This is a genomic window from Campylobacter coli, from assembly GCF_009730395.1.
Classification (GTDB): Bacteria; Campylobacterota; Campylobacteria; order Campylobacterales; family Campylobacteraceae; genus Campylobacter_D; species Campylobacter_D coli.
The window spans coordinates 572,969-594,948 of record NZ_CP046317.1; the positions used below are offsets into that span (position 1 = coordinate 572,969).

Genomic DNA, 21,980 nt, shown 5'->3' on the forward strand with positions numbered 1-21,980 from the left:
TTTAAACCATTTTCTCATCGCACCCTCCTAAAATTCTAAAACACTATATACAGAACAATGCTTTTGTAATTTTTCTTCACCGCCTAAGTTTTTCAAATTCATTAAAAAACAAGCCTCGATACATTCTCCTCCTGCTTTTTTAATAAGCTCAAAAGAGGCAAGTGCTGTCCCACCTGTAGCTATAAGATCATCTACAAGCAAAATTTTTGCATTTTTTATATTTCTAAATGCATCTTGATGAATTTCTACTCTATCTGTCCCATACTCAAGTTCATACTCGCAAGAATAGGTATTTGATGGAAGTTTATTGGGTTTGCGTATAGGAACAAAAGGTAAATTTAGCTTAGCACAAATCATTGCCGCAAAAATAAAACCTCTGCTTTCAGTTCCTGCTATAAAATCTAAATTCATAGTTTGATAACGCTTACTTAAATGATCCAGTAAAAAAGATAAGGCTTTTTGATTGTTAAGTAGAGTTGTAATATCTCGAAAGATAATACCTTCTTTTGGAAAATTTGGAATAACGCGTATGCTTTCTGATAAAAATTGCTGTTCGTTTTGTGTAAGTTTTGTCATAATAATGCCTCGATTTTTGCTTCTAGCTCTTTAATTCTTTGTCTTAGTTTATCATTTTCTAAACGGTATTGAGAATTTCTTGTTCTTAGAGAAGTTAAATCCGCTTTTATTTTATTGAGCTCTTCGGTTAAAATATCGATATTCCCAAGACTGCGTTGAAGTTGAATTTGTAGTTTTCTAATGACTATTTCAGTATCATCAAGATTGTTTTTTATAAAATCTTTTGAAGTTTTTTCTTTATTAAGCAGGGTTTTATAATAAAACAACATAACAACTAGATAAATAGTAGCACAAATAAGTGCAGTTAAAATAAACCAATTTGCAAACATTAACAATCTACCTCAATTTTTTGAATTCTTTTTACATGTCTACCTTGATCAAAAGGGGTTTGAATAAAATTTTCTATCATATCGATAGCTGCATCAATGCCTATTAATCTACCTCCAAAAGCTAAAACATTTGCATCATTGTGTTTTCTAGCAAGTTTAGCACTAAGGCTTTCATTACATAAGGCACAGCGAATGTTTTTATGACGATTAGCAGCGATGGAAATTCCTATCCCTGAACCACAAATTAAAATTCCAAAGCTTTGTTCATCTATTTTAGAAGCTAACAAATGTGCATAATCTGGATAATCACAACTAGTAGGATCATTTGTCCCAAGATCATCAAAAGGAATTTGCTTTTCTTTAAGAAAGGTACAAATTTTTTCTTTAAGCATAAAACCCGCATGATCGCTAGCAATATAAATTTTTTTTCTAAGCATAAAAAATCCAAAATTTAAAAATTAAAGCATCTATATTAACATAACAAATCATAAAAAAAGCTTTTTGTTTTCAAAATAAATTTAAAACTAAGCTTTATTTTTTGTATATATGTTACAATATACATTTTAAGAATTTTAATCCATTTTAACAAATAGAAGGAAAATTAAATGAAACTCCTATTGATAGGATCATCTACCGGAGGCCCTAATCAGCTGAAGTTTTTATTAAAAGATGTGGATATAAAAAATACTTGCGTAGTTATAGCTCAACATATGAGTGCAAGTTTTATACCTTCTTTTGTAAATCAGTTTAATAAAGAAGCCTTAAGCGAAGTAAGTCTTTTAAACGACAAAGAGGTTTTGGCAAATAAAATTTATATTTGTCAAAAAAATACTATTTTATCAGGAAATTTAAATCTTATGGCAAACTGGAAAGAAGTTGTCACAAGCTTTAAACCAAATGTAGATTTGTTGTTTCACTCAGCTGTACCTTTGGTAAAGACAAACAAAATTTTAGCTGTAATACTAACAGGCATGGGAGATGATGGGGCTAAGGGATTGTTTGAATTGTATAAAGTAGGAGTTAAATGTTTGTGTGAAAATGAGGCTGATAGTATTGTATATGGTATGCCAAAAAAAGCAAAAGATATAAATCCAAAACTAAGGCCTATGAGTTTAAAAGAAATTAAACAAGAAATTTTAAATTTTATAAATGAAGAATGAGGGTTTAAATTTATGGAAGAAAAAATTAATCCTAGCGAATTAGAGCTTAATGAATTTATTAAGATTATTAATGAAATCAGCGGTATAGATTTAAATGAAAAAAGAAATATTTTAGTTTTAAAATTATCAAAATTTGTTTCAAGTACGGGTGTAAAAACCTTTGCTGAATTTTTAAGCAAACTTCAAATAAATAGACAGCTTAGACAAGACACTTTAGATTTTGTTACTATAGGGGAAACATACTTTTTAAGAGAATTGTCGCAATTAAAAGAAATTATTTTTTATGCTAAAAGTCTTGAAAAAACAGTAAATATTTTAAGTGCTCCTTGTTCTAGTGGCGAAGAGGTGTATTCTATGGCGATTTTGGGAGCTCAAAATTTCCTTAAGGATATGATGATCTTAGGAATTGATATAAATTCAAATGTCATCGAAAAAGCAAAGGTGGGTAAATATCAAGGTAGAACTTTACAGCGTTTAAGCGAAAGTGAAAAAAGAAGATTTTTCACAGATATTGGAGAGCAAACATTTAGCATTAATAAAAGCGAGCTTTGCACATGTAGATTTGAATTATGTAATGTTTTTGAAGATAAATTTTTAAGACTGGGTAAATTTGATATTATTGTCTCTAGGAACATGATGATTTATTTTGACTATGATTCTAGAATTAAATTAATGGAGCGTTTTTATCAAATTTTAGCTGATAACGGTAGGTTGTATGTGGGCAATGCCGATTTGATTCCTGAAACCACATTTTTTAAGAAAGTTTTTTCACCTCGAGGTGTGTACTATGAAAAAATTTGATTATATTTTCTTAAATTTTACAAAAAGTTACACTTTTTTATATCTTCGCTAAAATAAAGTTACTATTTTTAGCTTAAATTTTGATTTTGGTGCTATAATATTGTCAATATAATAAACCCTTGTTATTATTAATTTTTAAGTTTAATCAAAAAAGGAAAGATTTTGATAGAGTTAAGAAATGTAAATAAATATTATGGAACCCATCATGTTCTTAAAAATATTAACCTTTGTGTTAAAGAAGGTGAAAAACTTGTTATCATAGGCCCTAGCGGAAGTGGAAAAAGTACTACTATTCGCTGCATGAATGGACTTGAAGAGGTGAGTTCGGGTGAAGTTGTTGTAAATAATCTTGTTTTAAATCATAAAAATAAGATTGAAATTTGTAGGAAATATTGTGCTATGGTTTTTCAACATTTCAATCTTTATCCTCATATGACTGTTTTGCAAAATTTAACTTTAGCTCCTATGAAACTTCAAAAAAAATTACGCCAAGAAGCCGAAGAAACAGCCTATCAATATCTTAAGGTGGTTGGACTTGTAGACAAGGCAAATGTTTATCCAGCCACGCTTTCAGGTGGTCAGCAACAACGTGTTGCTATCGCAAGAGCGCTATGTACTAAAAAACCTTATATCTTGTTTGATGAACCTACTTCAGCACTTGATCCTGAGACTATACAAGAAGTTTTAGATGTAATGAAAGAAATTTCTACACAAAGAAATACAACTATGGTTGTGGTAACTCATGAAATGGGTTTTGCTAAAGAAGTTGCCGATAGAATTATTTTCATGGAAGATGGTGCTATTGTGGAAGAAAATGTTCCTAGTAAGTTTTTTTCCAATCCTAAAACTGAAAGAGCAAGACTCTTTTTAGGAAAAATTCTTAAAAATTAAACCAAATTTTAAAAGGAGAGAACAATGGTTTTTAGAAATTCTTTATTAAAATTAGCAGCACTTGCTTTAGGAGCTTGTATGGCTTTTACTAGTGCAAATGCAGCTGAAGGAAAACTTGAAGCTATCAAGGCTAAAGGAGAGTTGGTTATAGGTGTAAAAAATGATGTACCACACTATGCTTTACTTGATCAAGCTACAGGCGAAATTAAAGGCTTTGAAGTTGATGTTGCTAAAATGCTTGCTAAGAGTATTTTAGGAGATGAAAATAAAGTTAAACTTATAGCAGTAAATGCTAAAACAAGAGGTCCATTACTTGATAATGGTAGCGTTGATGCGGTTATAGCAACTTTTACTATCACTCCAGAGAGAAAAAGAGTGTATAATTTTTCAGAGCCGTATTATCAAGATGCTGTAGGGCTTTTAGTTTTAAAAGAGAAAAATTATAAATCTTTAGCAGATATGAATGGTGCTACTATAGGGGTAGCTCAAGCAGCAACTACTAAAAAAGTTATCAATACTGCGGCTAAAAAAATAGGTGTTAAAGTAAAATTCAGCGAATTTCCTGATTATCCTAGCATAAAAGCAGCTTTAGATGCAAAAAGAATTGATGCGTTTTCAGTTGATAAATCTATTTTACTAGGTTATAAAGATGAGAATAATGAAATTTTACCTGATAGTTTCGATCCTCAAAGTTATGGCATAGTTACAAAAAAAGATGATGCAAATTTTTCAAATTATGTCAATGATTTTGTAAAACAAAACAAAACTGAAATCGACGCTTTAGCTAAAAAATGGGGTTTATAAAATGAATGAGAGTGTAGGCTTTGTGGATAAATTAAGGCAACTCCTTAGTTCTTGGGGTTTGTATGATGAAAGTAGTACAAATCCTTTTGCAATTTGGAAATTTCTAGACGCTTTGGACAATGGAGATGCTTTTATTAGCGGTTTTATTTATACTTTAGAAGTGAGCATTCTTGCATTACTTATAGCGATTGTTTTTGGAACTATAGGTGGTGTGATGGCCACAAGTAAAATTAAAATCCTAAGAGCCTACACTCGAGTGTATGTTGAGCTTTTTCAAAATATTCCCTTGGTAATACAAATTTTCTTTTTATATTTTGCTTTGCCTGGCTTAGGAATTCATCTTGATATTTTTACCATCGGTGTTTTGGGTATAGGTGCTTATCATGGTGCTTATGTAAGTGAGGTAGTTAGAAGTGGAATTTTATCTGTTCCTAGGGGACAATTCGAAGCTTCAGCCTCTCAAGGTTTTACCTATGTACAGCAAATGCGTTATATTATAGTTCCACAAACTATAAAAATTATCCTGCCGCCTATGACAAATCAAATGGTAAATTTGATTAAAAATACTTCTGTATTATTGATTATAGGTGGAGCAGAGCTTATGCATTCTGCAGATAGTTATGCTGCTGACTATGGAAATTACGCACCTGCATATATTTTTGCGGCGATTTTATATTTTATCATTTGTTATCCTTTGGCATATTTTGCAAAAGTTTACGAAGACAAGCTTAAGAAAGCTCATTTAACAAGATAAGGGGTTTGGTATGGAAAATGTTTTTAATGCTCAAAATATTGAATTTTTAATGCAAGGTCTAGTCCTTACCCTTAAAATTGCCTTGGCGACTTGTATTATATCTATCATTTTTGGAACTTTTTTAGCTATTACTAAAAATTATGGAGATAGATTCAGCAGGTTATTAGCAACTTGTTACATTGATATATTTAGAAATACTCCATTGCTTTTATGGATGCTTGCTGCTTGTTTTGTTTTGCCATCATTTTTTCCACAAATGCCACAAGCTTTTTGGGGAACTATAGGATTTTCGCTATACACAAGTTCAGTTATGGCTGAGATTATACGTGGTGGTTTAAATTCTATTCCAAAAGGACAATTTGAAGCAGCTTATTCTCAAGGATTTAGTAAATTTTTTACTCTTTTTTATATTATTTTACCTCAAACTTTTAGAAAGGTTGTTCCGTCTTTGCTTTCTCAAATTGTTACCACTGTAAAAGATACGGCCTATTTGGCGGGTTTACAAATAGCAGAACTGACTTATAATTCTAAAAATATTTTGGCTAGACTTACGAGTTTTGATGAAATTTTAGCTACTATAGGTTTTGTTGCTGTGATTTATTTTGCTATATGCTTTTCATTATCCATGCTTGTAAGATATTATGCTAAAAAAACCGCTTATGTTTCTTAGAAAATATGTATTTTAATTAAAAGAGAATGGAATTTACAGCATTTTTTAAATTTTATTTTATTAAAATCTTATTTTAATATTATTTAGTAAAAGGTCTTTTATGCGCGGTTATAAAATTTTTTCAGGTTCGGCTAATGTAGAATTTGCAAAACAGATTTCTAAATATCTTTCTTTGCCTTTAAGTGATGCTGGAGTAAAGCGTTTTAGCGATGGAGAAATTAGCGTTCAAATTGATGAAAGCGTACGTGGTAAAGATGTTTTCATTATCCAAAGCACCTGTGTACCTACCAATGATAATTTAATGGAGCTTTTAATCTTAACAGATGCTTTGCGACGCTCAAGTGCAAATTCTATTACAGCTATTATTCCTTATTTTGGTTATGCAAGACAAGATAGAAAAGCAAATCCAAGGGTACCTATTACTGCTAAACTTGTTGCCAATTTAATCGAAGCAGCAGGGATTGATCGTGTGGCTACTATCGATCTACACGCGGGGCAAATTCAAGGTTTTTTTGATATACCTGTTGATAATCTTTATGGAAGTATAGTATTTAATGATTATATCAAAACCAAGCATTTTAAAAATGCAATTGTTGGAAGTCCTGATATAGGGGGTGTAGCAAGAGCTAGAAGTGTGGCTAAAAATTTAGGACTTGATATAGTGATAGTAGATAAAAGACGCGAAAAAGCTAATGAGAGCGAAGTTATGAATATTATCGGAGATGTTAAAGATAAAGAGGTGATTTTAGTCGATGATATTATTGATACTGCAGGTACTATTGTAAAGGCTGCTGAAGCTTTAAAAAACAAAGGTGCAAAATCCGTTATGGCTTGTTGTACTCACGCGGTTTTAAGTGGTAAAGCTTATGAAAGAATTGCTTCAGGGGCGCTCGATGAGCTTGTAGTTACTGATACCATTCCTTTAAGAGAGCAATTGCCTAATATAAAAGTTTTAAGCGTAGCTCCTGTATTTGCTGAAGTAATACGCCGCGTTTACCACAATGAAAGTGTAAATTCTCTTTTTATTTAATTTTCTATATTTTTTTAAATATCTTATATTAATATAAAATAAATCAGAACTATCTCTTTGATAGTTCTATGATTTTTTTACTTTTACTAATGACAAAAAATATTTGATAGTGCATCTTTAAATATAATAACGACTTAAAAAATAAAAGCAAACTTTTAACAAAATAAAGCAACATTCTATAAATATTTTTAACTTTAATAAAACTTGTCTTAAAAATAGTCATAAAAAATAATACAAGATTGCATGTTTATTTTTTTTGAAAATGTCACTTAAAGAAACAAAAAGAATATTTTTTTATACGATGTAAAAAAACTAAACAAACATTTTATTAAATTTATTTATAAATTTGGTATCCTTTGAAATATTTTTATTATTTTAGGAGAACTATGGCTCGTTTTGGAACTAAAATTTTATGGTTGTTTGTCGCAGCTTTAGGTGCTATTTGTTTTGCTCATTTAGCTTTACAAAATGGCGAGAGTGTATCAGCAATTTATCTAGTAGTTGCTGCTGTGTGTATCTATATGATAGGATATAGATTTTATGGACGCTTTGTAGCGTATAAGGTTTTAGAACTTGACAAAAATCGTGCTACACCTGCAGTTTTAGAAAATGATGGACGCGATTTTGTTCCTACAAATAGAACAGTTTTGTTTGGACATCATTTTGCTGCTATTGCAGGTGCTGGTCCTTTAGTGGGTCCTATTTTGGCTGCTCAGATGGGATATTTACCTTCTATGCTTTGGATTTTAGTGGGAGGTGTTTTAGCAGGTGCGGTTCATGACTTTGTTGTGCTTTTTATATCCACTCGTAGAAGAGGTAGAAGTTTAGGCGAAATTATCAAAGATGAAATGGGTAAATTTACCGGTGGTGTTGCAATGGTAGCAATTTTTGGTATCATGCTCATTATCATCGCTATTTTAGCTATGGTAGTTGTAAAAGCTCTCGCAGAGTCACCTTGGGGATTATTTACCATTGCAATGACTATTCCTATAGCAATTTTTATGGGAGTATATATGCGCTTTATTCGTCCAGGTAGAGTAGGTGAGGCTTCAGTTATAGGTTTTATACTTTTGATTCTAGCGATTCATTATGGTAGTGTTATAGCTGCTGATCCTTATTGGGCGAAAATATTCACATTAGAAGCTCCAACTTTGGCAATTATTATGATGGCTTATGGCTTTATCGCAGCTGTTTTACCTGTATGGTTTTTATTGGCTCCAAGAGATTATCTTTCTACTTTCTTAAAGATTGGTGTTATTGTTGTAATGGCTGTAGCTATTATTATCGTTGCACCTGATTTGCAAATGCCAAAAGCAAATACTCAGTATTTTGATGGAACAGGTCCTGTATTTGCGGGTGCTATTTTTCCATTTTTGTTTATAACCATTGCTTGTGGTGCTATTAGTGGTTTTCATGCTCTTATTTCAAGTGGAACTACTCCAAAAATGCTTGAAAATGAAACTCATGCTTTGCCTGTTGGATATGGCTCTATGCTTGCAGAAAGTGCTGTAGCAATTATGGCTTTAATTTGTGCTTGTATTTTACATCCTGGACTTTATTTTGCTATAAATTCAAGTTCTGCTTTAATAGGATCTGATGTTGCAAGTGCGGCGCAAGCTATTTCAAGTTGGGGATTTAGTATCACTCCTGAAGAAATTTCTACTTTAACTGCAAATATAGGAGAATACACTATACTTTCTAGAACAGGTGGGGCTCCAACTTTTGCTATAGGCGTAGCTTTAATTTTACATGAGCTTTTTGGTGGTATTGATCTAATGGCTTTTTGGTATCATTTTGCTATATTGTTTGAAGCTTTATTTATCTTAACAGCTGTGGATGCTGGAACTAGAGCTTGCCGTTTTATGGTGCAAGATATCTTAGGTAATGTCTATAAACCTTTGGGAAATATTCATAATTATCCAGCTGGACTTTTAGCAACCGCATTGAGTGTTGCAGGATGGGGATATTTTCTTTATCAAGGTGCGATTGATCCTAAAGGTGGTATTTATACCCTTTGGCCTCTCTTTGGTGTAAGCAATCAAATGCTTGCAGGTATGGCTTTACTTCTTGCTACAGCCATACTTGTAAAAATGGGCAAGGCAAAATACACTTGGGTAACTTTAATTCCTGCTACATTTGTTTTGGTAGCAACCCTATATGGAGGAATACAAAAAGTTATGCCTTACGAAGAAGGAAATAAAGTAGGAAATGCTGTAAGCCATGTGGCAGCAGTTACTATACAAAGTCAAAAAATTCAAGATTTAGAATTGAAATTAAACAATGCCAAAGATGAAAATGAAATTGCAGCAATTGAAAAAGAAATTTCCGTAGCTACTCAAAGTAAGATCGGAAATTTAATCAATGCCATTCTTTGTGTGTTTTTCATGTTGGCCACATTGCTTGTCATACTCTCTTGCATAGGAATTTGCCTAGGTAAGATTAAAATTCCACTAAAAGAAACCAAATATATTAAACTTGATGAATTTCAAAAAGTTTAAACACTACTATGAAAAAGCCGAAAGGTTTTTTCATCCCTTAGTGGGACTTTCGAGTTATGATAAGTATTTAGAACACATGAAACACAAACATCCTGAAAAAACCCCAAAAACTAGAGGAGAATTTTTCAAGGAATGTTTAGATAAAAAATATAACAGCGGCGGTTTAAATAAATGCTGATAAGCTTAACAAGGATAAAGTTTTTATCATACAAAAAATTAAGCTTTAAGTATTTGTAAATCCATGAATTTTCTTTAATTCTTCACTAATAGGCTTTTTCTTTCCTTCTCTTGTAACGCTAACATAAGTAACTAAGGCAGAGGTTACGTTTATGCAAGAAGTACAGCCTTGTGAATCCACTCTTTGAGCACTAACTTCTACTTCTACACCTATAGAAGTCTTTCCTACGCTAACAATCTTAGAATAGCAAGAAATTATATCACCTATAAAAACAGGCTCTTTAAAAACTACCTTATCCATAGATATAGTTACGACGCGTTCAGGAGAAAGTTCTCTAGCTGCTATTGCGCCTGCTAAATCAATTTGTGAAAGTATCCATCCACCAAAAATATTACCTGCGGGATTGGTATCACTTGGCATTGCAACAATTTTTAATTTTGGTTCTCCCATATCTCTCATTTTTTACTCCTTATTTTAAAAAATGAATTATAATTCAATAAAGTTAAAAAAGGAGAATAAAAGTATGAATAATTTCAAAGAATTAGCAAAACTTGTAAAAAATCGTAAAGAAAATATCAATCTTTTTTATGATCTTTTAGATTCTGAGCAATGGGGCGAGTATTTTGAGAGACTTTTAACTCTTAGTGAGTTGAAAAGAGATAAAACAACTCTTTTGGCTATATTAAGACGCTTAGTAGATCTTAAAGAGGAAAATTTGATACAGGAGTGGAAAAAAAATAATTTCAAAGAAGAAAAAATTACCAAGCTTAAGCATAAATTCTATGAAGAGATAAGAAAATTTTATGAAAAAGAGCATCAAGAGCTAATCTATGAGATCAAAGAAAGAAAAATCGTAAATGATTTTTATCAAGTTCTTATCCAAGGAGTGCATAATATAGGCTTAGTTATCAATGCTTTTGAAGTTTCTTGGACTAAAGAGATTATAGAAAAAAACAATAAAATTTTAGCAACTCAATTTCCAAATTTAAACGATGCGATGGAATTTTTACGAAAAAATCAACTCTATCAAACAACTCCAAAGGGTGATATTTGCGAAAGAAGCTATGGTGTTTTGGTAAGAATAGGAAATATGTGGAAATTTGTTCCTTATGCAAGATTTTTTGAAGATGAAATTTTAAAACTTGAATTTGCTTTTGATGATATGATTGATAAATTAAAACAAATAGCTAAAAATGAAGATGAGTTAGCTTATATAGAGTATTTTCAAAAGCTAAAACTAGCTTTTTGTGAAAAGGAAGAAGAAAAGGTTATAGGAGCGTGGCAAGAGGCTGAATTTGCATGGATGAAAGTCAAATCTCCATTACAAGTAGGTCATCCTTTAGAATACTATGAAGATAATTACACTCATGCTGTAGCTTTAGAGTGGGATATAAGAATAGAAGATGAGAGTGATTTTGATGCCTTGAAATTTTCAAAAGATATCAAGCAAAGCTTTATGCGCGTATATGAAAATATCGGAATTCAAGATGAGCAACTTAAAAATGAAGTTTTGCATAATATTGATAAAACACAGCTTTATGTTTGTGCGCCAATGATTTATTATGGAGCTGAGCTTAAGGGTTTGTTTTCTGCGCAAGTTGTTCCTAATGATGAATTTGTAAGTTCTATTGCAGGCAAAAAAATCTTTGCTTTTTTAAATTTTGTCTATGAAAATGCTAAAACAAAACCTTTTATGAGAATTGCTAGTGAAATTTTTAATAAAGATTTTTTGGATTATGGAAGAGATATTTTATTTTTCAAAGAAAAAATTTGGAAAAGAGTTTATGAGGTTTCTACTATAGGACATGAATTTGGTCATATATTTTTTATCGCTAAAGACAGTGAAAAACTTATGAATCAAAGTGGTTTTTTTAAAAATATCGAAGAATATAAGGCAACAAGTGGCGGACTTGTTAATTTCTTTTATCATGAACAAGAGGATTTGAAATTACCTGTTTTTCATGAACTTATTAAAAGAGCTGTATCTTTGATAGCTTGGCAAAGAGTTGAAGAGGTTAAGCCTTATTATACAGAAGGACTTATTCATTTATCACTATTATTTCAAAGTGGAGTTTTGAAATTTGAAAACAATAGATTAAATGTTAATTTTAATCTGGAATATTATGAAAATTTTAAAGATGCAACTTTAAAAAATTATCATGATTTAGCTAAACATTATGCTTTAAAGCTTGATGCTAAAGAATTTTTAAATCGTTTTTGTGCTTTAAAAAACGATATTTTTATGCCTCTTCATCCAGAATGCAAAGAATTTGTTCAATTCTACTATGATCTATATGAAAAAATAGGCAATGAAATTGACAATAGTGGGGAATTTGAGCGCTATAAAATGCAAAAAAAATCCTAAAAAACATGTTTTTACTTGATATTGTTTTCTAAATATGCTAGAATTAGGCGTTTCAATATAAAACAAAGGAGCTTTTATGACTAAAGCAGATTTCATTTCGCAAGTTGCTCAAACTGCTGGGCTAACAAAAAAAGATGCTACTGCTGCTACTGATGCAGTTATTTCTACTATCACTGATGTATTGGCTAAAGGTGATAGCGTTAGCTTTATAGGTTTTGGTACTTTCTCAACAGCCGAAAGAGCCGCAAGAGAAGCAAGAGTGCCAAGTACTGGTAAAACCATTAAGGTTCCTGCAACAAGAGTTGCTAAATTTAAAGTGGGTAAAAACCTTAAAGACGCTGTTGCAAAAGCTAAAAAGAAAAAATAATATTAAGGCTAGAAATTTTTCTAGCCCTGCTTAAATAAAAAATTTAAATTAATCCGACAATTTATATCCTTTATTTACTTTATTTTTATAAACTTACTTGAAGCTAAATTTTTGAAAGGTTGGTTTTATGAGAGTTTATAAAAAAGTAAATGAACTTATAGGCAATACTCCTATAATACAATTAGAGAAATTTGGTGCAAATCTTTTTGCTAAATGCGAATTTTTAAATCCAAGTCATTCAATTAAAGACAGAGCAGCTTTTGCAATGATCCAAAGCGCTTTAAATGAAGGCAAAATCGATTCTAAGACTGTTATAGTCGAAGCTACAAGCGGAAATACAGGTATTGCATTAGCAATGATTTGTGCAGATTTAGGACTTCAATTTGTTGCCACTATGCCAGAATCTATGAGTATAGAAAGACGCAAAATGATAACTCTTTTTGGAGCACAACTTGAACTAACTCCTGCAAGTTTAGGTATGAAAGGTGCAGTGGATAAAGCTAATGAAATTTTAAAAAATACCCCAAATTCTTTTATGCCATCGCAGTTTGACAATTTGGCCAATAAAAATGCACACCGCAAAACTACTGCCTTAGAAATATTAAAAGATTTGGATAATGATCTTGATATTTTTGTAGCGGGTTTTGGAACAGGTGGAACTATCAGTGGAGTTGGTGAAATTTTAAAAGAAAAATTAGGAAAAATTCATGTCGTTGCTGTAGAACCTTTAGCCTCTCCGCTACTTAGTAAGGGTGAAGCTGGAAGTCATAAGATACAAGGTATAGGTGCAAATTTTATCCCTGCTATCTTAAATAAAGATGTTATAGATGAAATCATCACAGTTAGCAATGAAGATGCTATAAATACAGCTAAAGAGCTTGCTAAAAACGGTCTTATGGTAGGAATTTCAAGTGGTGCAAATGTGTTTGCAGCAAGTGTTTTGGCTAAAAAATTTCCAGATAAAAAAATTCTTACTATGCTAAATGATACAGCTGAAAGATATCTTTCAACCGATCTTTTTGCTTAAAAATTTTATTTAGAGCTTAGAAAATTTTTAAGCTCTTTTGCAACTTCTTCAGGATTCAAATCTCTAATGATCTTTTGTAGCTTTCCGTTTTCATCGATGAGAAAAATTTCGCTACTATGCGCAACGGAATATTTCATCACAGAATCATTGATATCTATTTTTTGATATTGAACTCCATAATTTTTAGCCACTTTCTTTAAAACGCTATCATTTTTTGCAATAAGAGCGTCCGCATTGGGATAAAAATATCTTAACCATTCGTTAGTTGAAGTTAAATTACCATCTCTAGAAATATCTAAAGAAATAAAAAGAACATGAGCTTTTGGATCTTTAAGGGCTTTTAAATTTTTACCGATTAAAGAAAGAGTAGAGGGGCAAATATCAGGACAAAAAGTATAACCAAAATAAACTATAAGTTTCTTGCCTTTAAAATCCTCTAAAGTAGTTTGCTCTTTAAAGGCAGATCTTAGATTAAAGTCGTATTGGTTTTTATTTATCAAACAAAAAGCTAGTATACCCATCGCAACAAAGGCGACTGCAAATAAAAAAACCTTTTTCATCTTTTTAGATCAAAATCAAAATGAAAACCTATAGGTTTATCATCTTCAAAAACTTCAGCTCTAAAACGCATAACTTCAAGAACACATGCAGCTAAAACCAATCTTGACTCATAATCTGTTTCATTTATTTTAGTAACTCTAGGCATTATATCTCCCATAAACATATTTAAGCCATAAATTTTAATTTTTAAATTTTTATAATTTCCTAAATTTTTAATTTTTAAATTGGTGATTTCTAAGGATTGGAGAGGTTTTGGATCCATAGAAATCAAAACCTCTCTATCCTTAAAACTATAAGTGCAATTTTCGATATTTAAATCACAGCTTAGAGGTGATAAAACCTCAGTTTGACTTAAAGTCGTTCTATCTTTTAAAACATAAAAATCAAATATGATATAAAGAATTAAAAGAGATAGGCCTGAGGCCAAAATAAAAAATATTTTTTTCATTATCTATAACTTTTTTGATCCTATGTCACGAACTTCTAAACTTTGATTATTGTCAAAAGTTAAAGTCAAATTCGCTTTAGTATTTTCATCAATAGCTTGATTAAGCTTAAAAAGCATAATATGATAACTTCCAGGTTTTAACTCGGTACTAGAATGTGCTTTAACAGGTATCTCAGGAATTTGTATCATAGCTTTCATACCATGTTTATGTTCATGAGTGTGTAATTCGCTCACTTGATTGATATCAGTTTTTGCATCTATTAAAGAGATGTCCTTATCGGTATTGTTAACAATGGTAAGAAATATAGCACTATTAACAGCATTAGGTGGAGTTTGTTTAATAAATGCATCTTTGATTTCTATATCTTTAGCATAAAGACTTAATGCAAGCAAAGCGCTTAAAGTGATAATTTTTTTCATATTTTATCCTTATTATTTTAGTATTAAATAATTATTAATTATATCAAAACAAAAGAAAATAATCAATTATTTTTTTAAAAAATGAAATTTTTTATTAAATTTAATTTTGAGGCAAGATTGCACTATTGTATATTTTTTGCAAAGTAACATCAAAATCAAAGAAAAAGCCTATGGGTTTATCATTGTTTAAAAACTCAACCCTAAAGCGAGAATCATCTGTAACACTTTTTCCTGTAAAATTTATAATAATTGAATCCTTTGTGTTTGTAAATTGTGGGATAATGTTTCCTATATATGAGTTTAAACTATAAATTTTAATTTTTAAATTTGGATCAAAGGGAAAATTACTTACTTTAATGGCGGTATTTTTAAAGATTTTTATAGGTTTAGGATAAGCAGATACCAAAATTTATTTTCCTTTAAACAAAAAGGTGCAATCTTGAGAATTTAAATCACATTTTAATGGAAGGCAGGTATTGAGTTTAAACACATTATCCTTTTTTTTATCATATAAAATATAAAAGGTTAATGAAAATATAATCAGAAATATTGCTGCTATAAAAAATTTTTCATGATAATAAAACAATGCCTTTAAAATTGATTTTTTCGTGATTTGGGATATTCTACAATTATAGCATAATAAAATTTAATATAATTAATATTTTTTAAGAAAAAAAATAATATAATCACAGACATTTTTGTCAAAAAATATTATAAATACAGTTTTAAGGAAAAGCATTGCTTAAAAAGATTTTAGCATTTTACTTTATATGCATTTCAGCTCTTGGGGCTTCTGATTTGGTAAAAATTTATTTAAATCAGGGTTTAGATGCTGTAGGTGTAGCAATTGAAAAAGAATTAACAAATAAAGATTTTTGGTTAGATGAAATAGGCGATAGAAATATCTCTTTAGGATATTACAATGATGATGTTGCTATTGTGCTTACAAATAAGACAGATAAAATTCTCCGTGTTTATTCTTATAGTGATGGGAAGATTAAACAAGACTTTGAACAAAAAGCTATCATTACAGGACTTATGGGGGATAAACAAGTTGAGGGGGATTTAAAAACTCCAGTAGGCTTTTATGAACTTGGACGCAAATTTAATCCAGGGGATCCTTATTATGGTCCTTTTGCGTTTGCAACAACTTATCCTAATTTACTTGATAAAGTTCAAGGCAAAACAGGCGGAGGGATTTGGATACATGGCTATCCTTTAGATGGAACAAGATTGGATGAATTTAAAACGCGTGGTTGCATAGCCTTATTTAATGAAAATCTTGAAGAATTTGCAAAAGTAGTACAAGATAAAAAAGTATTTGCTATGACAGAGGAAAAAGAAAAAGTAAGAGCCAAAAAAGAAGATATAGCTGCTTTACTTGCAGATCTTTTTGCTTGGAAGCTAGCTTGGACAGATAGCGATATAAATACTTATTTAAATTTCTACGATGAGAAACAATTTAAGCGTTTTGATAAAATGAAATTTGAACAATTTGCTTCTATGAAAAAGTCTATTTTTTCTAGAAAAGAAGACAAAAAGATTAAATTTTCGGATATAAATATCAGCCCTTATCCGAATGTAGAAAATGAGACTATGTATAGAATTTCATTTTATGAGGATTATTATACTAAAAACTATCAATTTAAAGGGGATAAAATCTTATATGTTAAAATTGATAGCAAGGGAAAAATGAAAATCTTAGCAGAACAATAATGTCTTTAATTAAAATCAATCAAAAAGCTTATGAAAGCAATTTAAAAATTATAGCTGAAAAAATAGGTAGCTTTTCAAGATTGATTTGCGTTTTTAAAGATAATGCTTATGGGCATGGAGCAAAAATTTTAGCTCCGATTGCTAGTACTTTGGGCGTTAATTTTGTAGCAGTTAAAAATGAAAAAGAAGCTTATGAGCTCGAAGATTTTTTTGATAATATTTTAATTCTTTCTCACCATCCACATGGCAAAGAAAATTCTAAATTTATTTATGCTCTAAATGATATAGATAAAATCAATGCTTATCAAAACGATACAAGAATACATCTTAAAATAGACACAGGAATGCATCGCAATGGAGTTTGCGTTGAGGATTTAAATGAAGCTTTGTTGAAAATCAAATGTTCTGCATTGAAGCTAGAGGGTATATTTACACATTTTGCAGGTGCAGATGAAATGGATGCAAGTTTTTTTATTCAAAGGGAAAAATTTTCTAAAGCTAAAGATATTGCTAAACAAATTTATAAAAATTTGATATTTCACTCGCATAATTCCCCGGCTTTATTTAGAGCTGTAAAAATACCCGAAGATGAGCTTTGTAGAACAGGCTTAGCGCAATTTGGTTATGGTGATGAAAGTCTAAAAAAAGTTTTAAGTTTATATGCTCATAGATTAAGTCATAGAGAATTACAAATAGGTCAAAGTGTAGGTTATGGTGGAGCTTTTAGTGCGACAGAAAAAATCAAAATAGCTACCTATGATTTGGGTTATGCAGATGGTTTGTTTCGTTATGATGGCAAGGGAGATTTATTGCTAGCCAATAAACAAAAAATTTTAGGTAAAATTTCAATGGATAGTTTTTCTTGTCAAGATTTTGGAAAGGAAATATGTGTGTTTGATAATGCAGATGTTTGGGCAGATTTTTTCAATACTATCAATTATGAAATTTTAGTAAAACTCCATCCTGATATCCCAAGAGTATTGGTGTAAATATGTTTAATATTGTTTTAATTCATCCTAGAATTCCTCAAAATACTGGCAGTATAGGTAGAATGTGTTTTAATGCGGGTTTTAAATTGCATATTGTCAAACCCATAGTTTTTGATATTTCTCAAAAAGCAGTGCGTAGAGCAGGGCTTGATTATTGGGAAAAGCTTGAGCCTGTAATTTGGGAAAGTTTAGATATCTTTCTTGAACACAATCTCATTTACAAAGATCGTTTTTTCTTTGCGACAACAAAAAGTAATAAATTTTATTTTCAAGCCAAATTTCAAGAAAATGATTTTTTATTTTTTGGTAGCGAGAGCTATGGTTTACCGATGGAATTAATGCAGCTTAACTGGGATAATGCCATTACAATCCCTATGAAAGCTTGTGGTAGAAGTTTAAATTTGGCCACAAGTGTCGGCATTGTTTCTTATGAAGCCTTGCGTCAAAATTTTGATCGTTTTAGTTTATAATCTTACTTAACTTTATATTTTTTTAAATATTTTGTAAATTATCAATATTTTTTCATAAAAAATATGCTAAAGTTGTAGCGAATTTTACTTTTTTAAAGGAGAAATATGGGTGAGCAAAATTTAACTTTAAACCCCTCAGTTCCATTCGATGAAAAGATATTAAAAATTCTCGAATATGTTCTGCCATATACTGATACTATAATGGTAGTTTTACTTATAATCTGCGGAATTTACTATAGTTTCTTAACTAGATTTGTACAATTTCGCATGTTAAAATCCGTTTTTAAAATTCTAACTGAAAGAAATGAAAACCATACCAAAGAGCACATATCTCCTTTTCAAGCTTTGATGATATCAACAGCTTCTAGGGTAGGTATAGGAAATATTGCAGGCATCTCTATCGCGATCGCTGCAGGAGGAGCGGGTGCTTTATTTTGGATGTGGTTTATGGCGTTTTTTGGTGGTGCTTCAGCTTTTGCAGAAAGCACTTTAGCACAAATTTACAAGTCTAAAGATAATACAGGAGGATTTAAAGGTGGTCCTGCTTATTATATAAAAAAAGCTTTAGGTTCTCATTTTTTTGGAGCTTTTTTTGCTTTTATTCTTATTATTACTTATGCTTATGGATTTAACGGACTTCAAAGTCAAACTATGACTTCGGCTTTTAAAGTTTATTATGATATGTTTAATCCTAATGCTACAACAGATTTTGCTTCAAGTTCTTGGCCTATGATTATTGGTATTATTTTAACCCTTTTTGGAATTTGGATGTTTTTTTCACATCATACAAAAATAGGTAAAGTAAGCTCTTTAATCGTCCCTTTTATGGCATTAGCTTATATCTTACTTGCCTTTATAGCTGTTTTGATTAATTTTGAAAAAATTCCTTCTGTAATAGTGCTTATATTTGAAAGTGCTTTTGATTTTAAAGCGATTTTGGGTGGATTTGCTGGTTCTGCTTTGGTTATAGGAATTAAAAGAGGACTCTTTTCAAATGAGGCGGGCATGGGTTCTGCTCCAAATGCTGCCGCTGCTGCTCTTACAAGTCACCCTGCAAAACAAGGTATTATACAAGCGTTTTCGGTTTTGATTGATGTTATTGTTTGTACAAGTTCAGGATTTTTGGTTCTTTTTTCTATGGCATATTTTAATGTTGGAGCCGATGGAAAACCTCTTTTAACCGCAATGCCTTTAGTACAAGAAGCAATGCGTGAATATTATGGCGGTTTTGGAGTCCATTTTATTACTATAGCTATTGTTTTATTTGCTATCACTTCTTTGATAGGGAATTACTATTATGCCCAAGCTAATGTAAAATATCTTACAAATTCCAAATTAGTCATGAATTTGTTTAGAATTACTGCTGTAGCAATGATTTTTATAGGTTCTCAAATGAATTTAAAACTTGCTTGGAGTTTAGCGGATTTAACTATGGCGTTTATGGCAGTTACAAATATTGTTTCTTTACTTCTTTTAGGGGGTATAGTCAATAAAGTATTGAAAGATTTCAACACCCAACAAGACTCTAAAATAAATCCAAAATTCAGCGCTTCAAAACTAGGTATTAAAAATGCTGAATGCTGGGACTGATTAAAAAGCCTTAATTTTAAGGCTTTTTAGTGATTTAAAACCTTATTTAAAAATTCTTTCAATCTTTCATTTTTTGGATTTTCAAATACTTCTTTAGGGCTTGCATCCACTGCAAGTTCTCCTTTATTCATGAAAAAAATGCGATTAGCGACATTTCTGGCAAAACCCATTTCATGAGTAACTACTATCATAGTAAGCCCTTCAGCGGCCAAATCCTTCATGATACTTAAAACTTCTCCTATCATTTCAGGATCAAGTGCTGAAGTAGGCTCATCAAATAAAATTACATCAGGATTCATCATCAAACTTCTTGCTATGGCAATGCGTTGCTTTTGTCCGCCTGAAAGTTTGTGCGGTATTACCTCTTTTTTATCGGATAATCCTACTTTTTTAAGTAAAATTTCAGCTTTATTTATAGCTTCATCTTCGCTTAAGATTCCTGTTTTTACTGGGGCTAAGCATAAGTTTTGCAATACATTTTTATTGGCAAAAAGATTAAAATGTTGAAATACCATGCTGACTTTTTGACGAATTTTATTAATATCAGTTTGTTCATCTAAGATATTGCGTCCTTTGATAAGAATTTCTCCACTGTCTGCAAGTTCCAAGCGGTTAATACAACGCAAAAAAGTACTTTTTCCACCCCCACTTGGACCTATGATGGATATAATATCGCCTTTGGAAATTTTGGTGCTGATATTTTTAATAACTTCTAAATTTCCATATTTTTTATTTAAATTTTTAATCTCAATCATTTTTGCTCATCCTTAACTCAAGTTTTTTAGCAAAATAACTAAAAATTTTTACACTTACATAATACACAAGTCCTGTAAAAATAAGAGGTTTTGGATTGTATAATACCGCTTGAAGGCTTTGGCTTTGCATAGTAATATCAATAACGCTTATAAATCCAACCACGGAAGTTTCTTTAAACAAAGAAATAAATTCATTAGCCAAAGCGGGTAAAATGTTTTTGGTCGCTTGTGGTAATATAATTTCTTTCATTGAAGTTTTATAATCAAGCCCCATAGCACGCGCTGCTTCCATTTGTCCTTTATCGACACTATTAATCCCGCTTCTTACGATTTCTGCTATATAAGCAGAGCTATTAAGCCCTAGGGCAAATATTGCTGCATAAAGATTATCAATAAAAGTAAAAATTACAAAAGCAAAAATCATAAGTTGTAATATTACAGGGGTTCCTCTTATAATATCAATATATTCATCTATGATAAAATTTAAGACTTTAATTTTAGAAAAGCGCAAGATAGCAAGACTAAAACCAACAACTACACCAATAATTGCCGAGCAAGCAGTAAGTAAAAGAGTGATAAAATAACTTTTTATGTAAGCTTGCGCATTTGGAGTGTATCCGTAATTTATAGCCCCATCCGCTTCTTTAATTTGTAAAATTTCAATAGGAAAAGAAAAATATCCCCAAAAAAGAATGATGGCGAAAAATACAAATATTCTTATATTTTTTTGATTCAAATCTTAACCTTTATTCAAAAATTTTTAACTTAAATTCTATAAAATTATCGTTTGATTTTTCTTTAAAGATTTGTAATAATATGATAGAATTTTAAAAAAGGTTTTGCGATATGATAGTTTTAGATTTTATTTTAATCGTAGCTTTTGTGCTTTTTATGATATTTTTGATAGTGGGATTTAACTATCAAATGAATGAAAAAGCTAAAATTCGGGAAGAAAAATTTAAAAATAAGGAGAGAAAAAAATGAGTAAAAAAGTATTGATTCCTTTGGCTCAAGGATTTGAAGAAGCTGAGTTTATAGGTATAGCAGATGTATTAAAAAGAGCTGCGGAATTAAGTGGGAATTTGGAAGTTATTATCGCTTCTTTGGATAATGAACTTTTGGTAAAAGGTGCAAATGGGATCAGCATAAAAGCGGATTGTTCTTTAGAAGCTGTAGACACTAAAAATCTCGATGCAATAGCCTTGGCGGGTGGTTTTGATGGTATGAATAATCTTAAAAATTCAAATGAAATTTTAAGTATTATTAAAAAACTACACAGTGAAGGCAAGATTGTTTCTGCAATTTGTGCTTCTCCTATAGTATTAAATGCTGCTGGAGTTTTAGAGGGTGAATTTACTTGCTATCCAAGTTGCGAAACAGGTCTTCAAGGAAATAGAGTGAATAAAGCTGTAGTTGTAAATAAAAATGTTATTACAAGTGCAGGTCCTGCAACGGCTATTTTATTTGGATTAGAGCTTGCAAAGCAACTATGCGGTGATGAAATTTATAATTCATTATATGAAGGTTTGCTTATTCCTTTAACAAAATAAGCATTTTGTTATGATAGTGTAAAAAACACTA

General features: G+C 30.7%; 28 protein-coding genes. 18 read left to right on the top strand and 10 right to left on the bottom strand.

Translation table 11 applies throughout. The features are described 5' to 3' along the window. Positions 1-27: 27 nt before the first annotated feature. The 3 genes from apt to rpiB are packed head-to-tail and all read right to left on the bottom strand — an operon-like array spanning position 28 to position 1,342. Positions 28-576 (bottom strand): adenine phosphoribosyltransferase, encoded by a 549-nt coding sequence (apt, locus tag FOC43_RS02845; RefSeq protein WP_002779611.1) that lies wholly within the window; start codon positions 574-576, stop codon positions 28-30. Continuing rightward, positions 573-905 (bottom strand): hypothetical protein, encoded by a 333-nt coding sequence (locus FOC43_RS02850; RefSeq protein WP_002779610.1) that lies wholly within the window; start codon positions 903-905, stop codon positions 573-575. Before FOC43_RS02850 ends, apt begins: the two co-directional genes overlap by 4 nt. Continuing rightward, positions 905-1,342, bottom strand: coding sequence for a ribose 5-phosphate isomerase B (gene rpiB, locus FOC43_RS02855; RefSeq protein WP_002781710.1), 438 nt, complete (start codon positions 1,340-1,342; stop codon positions 905-907). Before rpiB ends, FOC43_RS02850 begins: the two co-directional genes overlap by 1 nt. Before the next feature lie 168 nt (positions 1,343-1,510). On the opposite strand from rpiB, the gene FOC43_RS02860 reads away from it, so the two are divergent. From FOC43_RS02860 to kcuS, 9 genes are all read left to right on the top strand, one after another. Next, positions 1,511-2,065, top strand: a complete 555-nt coding sequence (locus tag FOC43_RS02860) for a CheB methylesterase domain-containing protein (RefSeq protein WP_002779608.1) — start codon at positions 1,511-1,513, stop codon at positions 2,063-2,065. 12 nt (positions 2,066-2,077) lie between these two features. Then, complete coding sequence (locus FOC43_RS02865; RefSeq protein ID WP_002781712.1) at positions 2,078-2,866, top strand: CheR family methyltransferase; 789 nt, start codon at positions 2,078-2,080, stop codon at positions 2,864-2,866. A gap of 162 nt (positions 2,867-3,028) precedes the next feature. Beyond that, positions 3,029-3,757 (top strand): amino acid ABC transporter ATP-binding protein, encoded by a 729-nt coding sequence (locus FOC43_RS02870; RefSeq protein ID WP_004284066.1) that lies wholly within the window; start codon positions 3,029-3,031, stop codon positions 3,755-3,757. A gap of 24 nt (positions 3,758-3,781) precedes the next feature. Further along, positions 3,782-4,561 carry a bifunctional adhesin/ABC transporter aspartate/glutamate-binding protein PEB1a gene (gene peb1A, locus FOC43_RS02875; protein WP_002781720.1) on the top strand — a complete coding sequence of 260 codons (780 nt, stop codon included), beginning with the start codon at positions 3,782-3,784 and terminating at the stop codon, positions 4,559-4,561. Between the two features lies 1 nt (position 4,562). Then, positions 4,563-5,315, top strand: coding sequence for an amino acid ABC transporter permease (locus tag FOC43_RS02880; protein ID WP_002779604.1), 753 nt, complete (start codon positions 4,563-4,565; stop codon positions 5,313-5,315). Between the two features lie 10 nt (positions 5,316-5,325). Further along, the gene (locus FOC43_RS02885; RefSeq protein ID WP_002779603.1) at positions 5,326-5,985 is read left to right on the top strand and encodes an amino acid ABC transporter permease; all 660 of its coding nucleotides are present in this window, start codon (positions 5,326-5,328) and stop codon (positions 5,983-5,985) included. A 100-nt stretch (positions 5,986-6,085) separates the two neighbouring features. Beyond that, positions 6,086-7,015 carry a ribose-phosphate pyrophosphokinase gene (locus FOC43_RS02890; protein WP_002779602.1) on the top strand — a complete coding sequence of 310 codons (930 nt, stop codon included), beginning with the start codon at positions 6,086-6,088 and terminating at the stop codon, positions 7,013-7,015. Between the two features lie 386 nt (positions 7,016-7,401). Further along, the gene (locus tag FOC43_RS02895) at positions 7,402-9,513 is read left to right on the top strand and encodes a carbon starvation CstA family protein (protein ID WP_002787852.1); all 2,112 of its coding nucleotides are present in this window, start codon (positions 7,402-7,404) and stop codon (positions 9,511-9,513) included. Further along, complete coding sequence (gene kcuS / locus FOC43_RS02900; protein ID WP_002779600.1) at positions 9,494-9,691, top strand: KCU-star family selenoprotein; 198 nt, start codon at positions 9,494-9,496, stop codon at positions 9,689-9,691. The genes FOC43_RS02895 and kcuS overlap by 20 nt, the downstream gene beginning before the upstream one ends. 45 nt (positions 9,692-9,736) lie before the next feature. Here kcuS and FOC43_RS02905 read toward each other — a convergent pair whose 3' ends face one another. Further along, complete coding sequence (locus FOC43_RS02905) at positions 9,737-10,150, bottom strand: acyl-CoA thioesterase (protein ID WP_002781726.1); 414 nt, start codon at positions 10,148-10,150, stop codon at positions 9,737-9,739. 64 nt (positions 10,151-10,214) lie between these two features. Between FOC43_RS02905 and ciaB the strand changes: the two genes are divergently transcribed. From ciaB to cysK, 3 genes are all read left to right on the top strand, one after another. After that, a complete protein-coding gene (gene ciaB / locus FOC43_RS02910; RefSeq protein WP_002787848.1) occupies positions 10,215-12,056 on the top strand; it encodes an invasion protein CiaB in 1,842 nt (613 codons plus the stop codon). A gap of 76 nt (positions 12,057-12,132) precedes the next feature. Further along, positions 12,133-12,423: an HU family DNA-binding protein gene (locus FOC43_RS02915; protein ID WP_002779597.1), complete on the top strand. Its 291-nt coding sequence runs from the start codon at positions 12,133-12,135 to the stop codon at positions 12,421-12,423. A 127-nt stretch (positions 12,424-12,550) separates the two neighbouring features. Next, positions 12,551-13,450 carry a cysteine synthase A gene (gene cysK / locus FOC43_RS02920; protein WP_002779596.1) on the top strand — a complete coding sequence of 300 codons (900 nt, stop codon included), beginning with the start codon at positions 12,551-12,553 and terminating at the stop codon, positions 13,448-13,450. Positions 13,451-13,455: 5 nt separating this feature from the next. Here cysK and FOC43_RS02925 read toward each other — a convergent pair whose 3' ends face one another. From FOC43_RS02925 to FOC43_RS02940, 4 genes are all read right to left on the bottom strand, one after another. Further along, positions 13,456-14,010: an SCO family protein gene (locus tag FOC43_RS02925; protein WP_002779595.1), complete on the bottom strand. Its 555-nt coding sequence runs from the start codon at positions 14,008-14,010 to the stop codon at positions 13,456-13,458. Continuing rightward, a complete protein-coding gene (locus tag FOC43_RS02930) occupies positions 14,007-14,459 on the bottom strand; it encodes a hypothetical protein (RefSeq protein ID WP_002779594.1) in 453 nt (150 codons plus the stop codon). Before FOC43_RS02930 ends, FOC43_RS02925 begins: the two co-directional genes overlap by 4 nt. 3 nt (positions 14,460-14,462) lie before the next feature. Further along, complete coding sequence (locus tag FOC43_RS02935; RefSeq protein ID WP_002779593.1) at positions 14,463-14,879, bottom strand: copper chaperone PCu(A)C; 417 nt, start codon at positions 14,877-14,879, stop codon at positions 14,463-14,465. A 100-nt stretch (positions 14,880-14,979) separates the two neighbouring features. Beyond that, entirely contained in the window at positions 14,980-15,285 is a 306-nt protein-coding gene (locus tag FOC43_RS02940) for a hypothetical protein (RefSeq protein ID WP_002779592.1), read from the bottom strand. A 332-nt stretch (positions 15,286-15,617) separates the two neighbouring features. On the opposite strand from FOC43_RS02940, the gene pgp2 reads away from it, so the two are divergent. The 4 genes from pgp2 to FOC43_RS02960 all read left to right on the top strand — a co-directional run bounded on the left by pgp2 (position 15,618) and on the right by FOC43_RS02960 (position 19,644). Continuing rightward, entirely contained in the window at positions 15,618-16,595 is a 978-nt protein-coding gene (pgp2, locus tag FOC43_RS02945) for a cell shape-determining L,D-carboxypeptidase Pgp2 (protein WP_002784342.1), read from the top strand. After that, on the top strand, positions 16,595-17,584 hold the full coding sequence (locus tag FOC43_RS02950; protein WP_002779590.1) for an alanine racemase: 990 nt from the start codon (positions 16,595-16,597) through the stop codon (positions 17,582-17,584). Before pgp2 ends, FOC43_RS02950 begins: the two co-directional genes overlap by 1 nt. Positions 17,585-17,586: 2 nt before the next feature. After that, positions 17,587-18,054: a tRNA (cytidine(34)-2'-O)-methyltransferase gene (locus FOC43_RS02955; protein ID WP_002779589.1), complete on the top strand. Its 468-nt coding sequence runs from the start codon at positions 17,587-17,589 to the stop codon at positions 18,052-18,054. 201 nt (positions 18,055-18,255) lie between these two features. After that, on the top strand, positions 18,256-19,644 hold the full coding sequence (locus FOC43_RS02960; protein ID WP_079727732.1) for an alanine/glycine:cation symporter family protein: 1,389 nt from the start codon (positions 18,256-18,258) through the stop codon (positions 19,642-19,644). A gap of 26 nt (positions 19,645-19,670) precedes the next feature. On the opposite strand, the gene FOC43_RS02965 is transcribed toward FOC43_RS02960, so the two are convergent. Both FOC43_RS02965 and FOC43_RS02970 read right to left on the bottom strand, forming a co-directional pair. Then, positions 19,671-20,399: an amino acid ABC transporter ATP-binding protein gene (locus tag FOC43_RS02965; RefSeq protein ID WP_002776993.1), complete on the bottom strand. Its 729-nt coding sequence runs from the start codon at positions 20,397-20,399 to the stop codon at positions 19,671-19,673. Then, a complete protein-coding gene (locus FOC43_RS02970; RefSeq protein WP_002776991.1) occupies positions 20,392-21,135 on the bottom strand; it encodes an amino acid ABC transporter permease in 744 nt (247 codons plus the stop codon). Before FOC43_RS02970 ends, FOC43_RS02965 begins: the two co-directional genes overlap by 8 nt. A 110-nt stretch (positions 21,136-21,245) precedes the next feature. Here FOC43_RS02970 and FOC43_RS08845 point away from each other — a divergent pair, with 110 nt between their 5' ends. Together FOC43_RS08845 and FOC43_RS02975 are read left to right on the top strand one after the other, a co-directional pair. Next, positions 21,246-21,383 (top strand): hypothetical protein, encoded by a 138-nt coding sequence (locus FOC43_RS08845; protein ID WP_002776989.1) that lies wholly within the window; start codon positions 21,246-21,248, stop codon positions 21,381-21,383. Then, positions 21,380-21,949, top strand: a complete 570-nt coding sequence (locus tag FOC43_RS02975) for a DJ-1 family glyoxalase III (protein WP_002776988.1) — start codon at positions 21,380-21,382, stop codon at positions 21,947-21,949. The genes FOC43_RS08845 and FOC43_RS02975 overlap by 4 nt, the downstream gene beginning before the upstream one ends. Positions 21,950-21,980 lie beyond the last annotated feature (31 nt).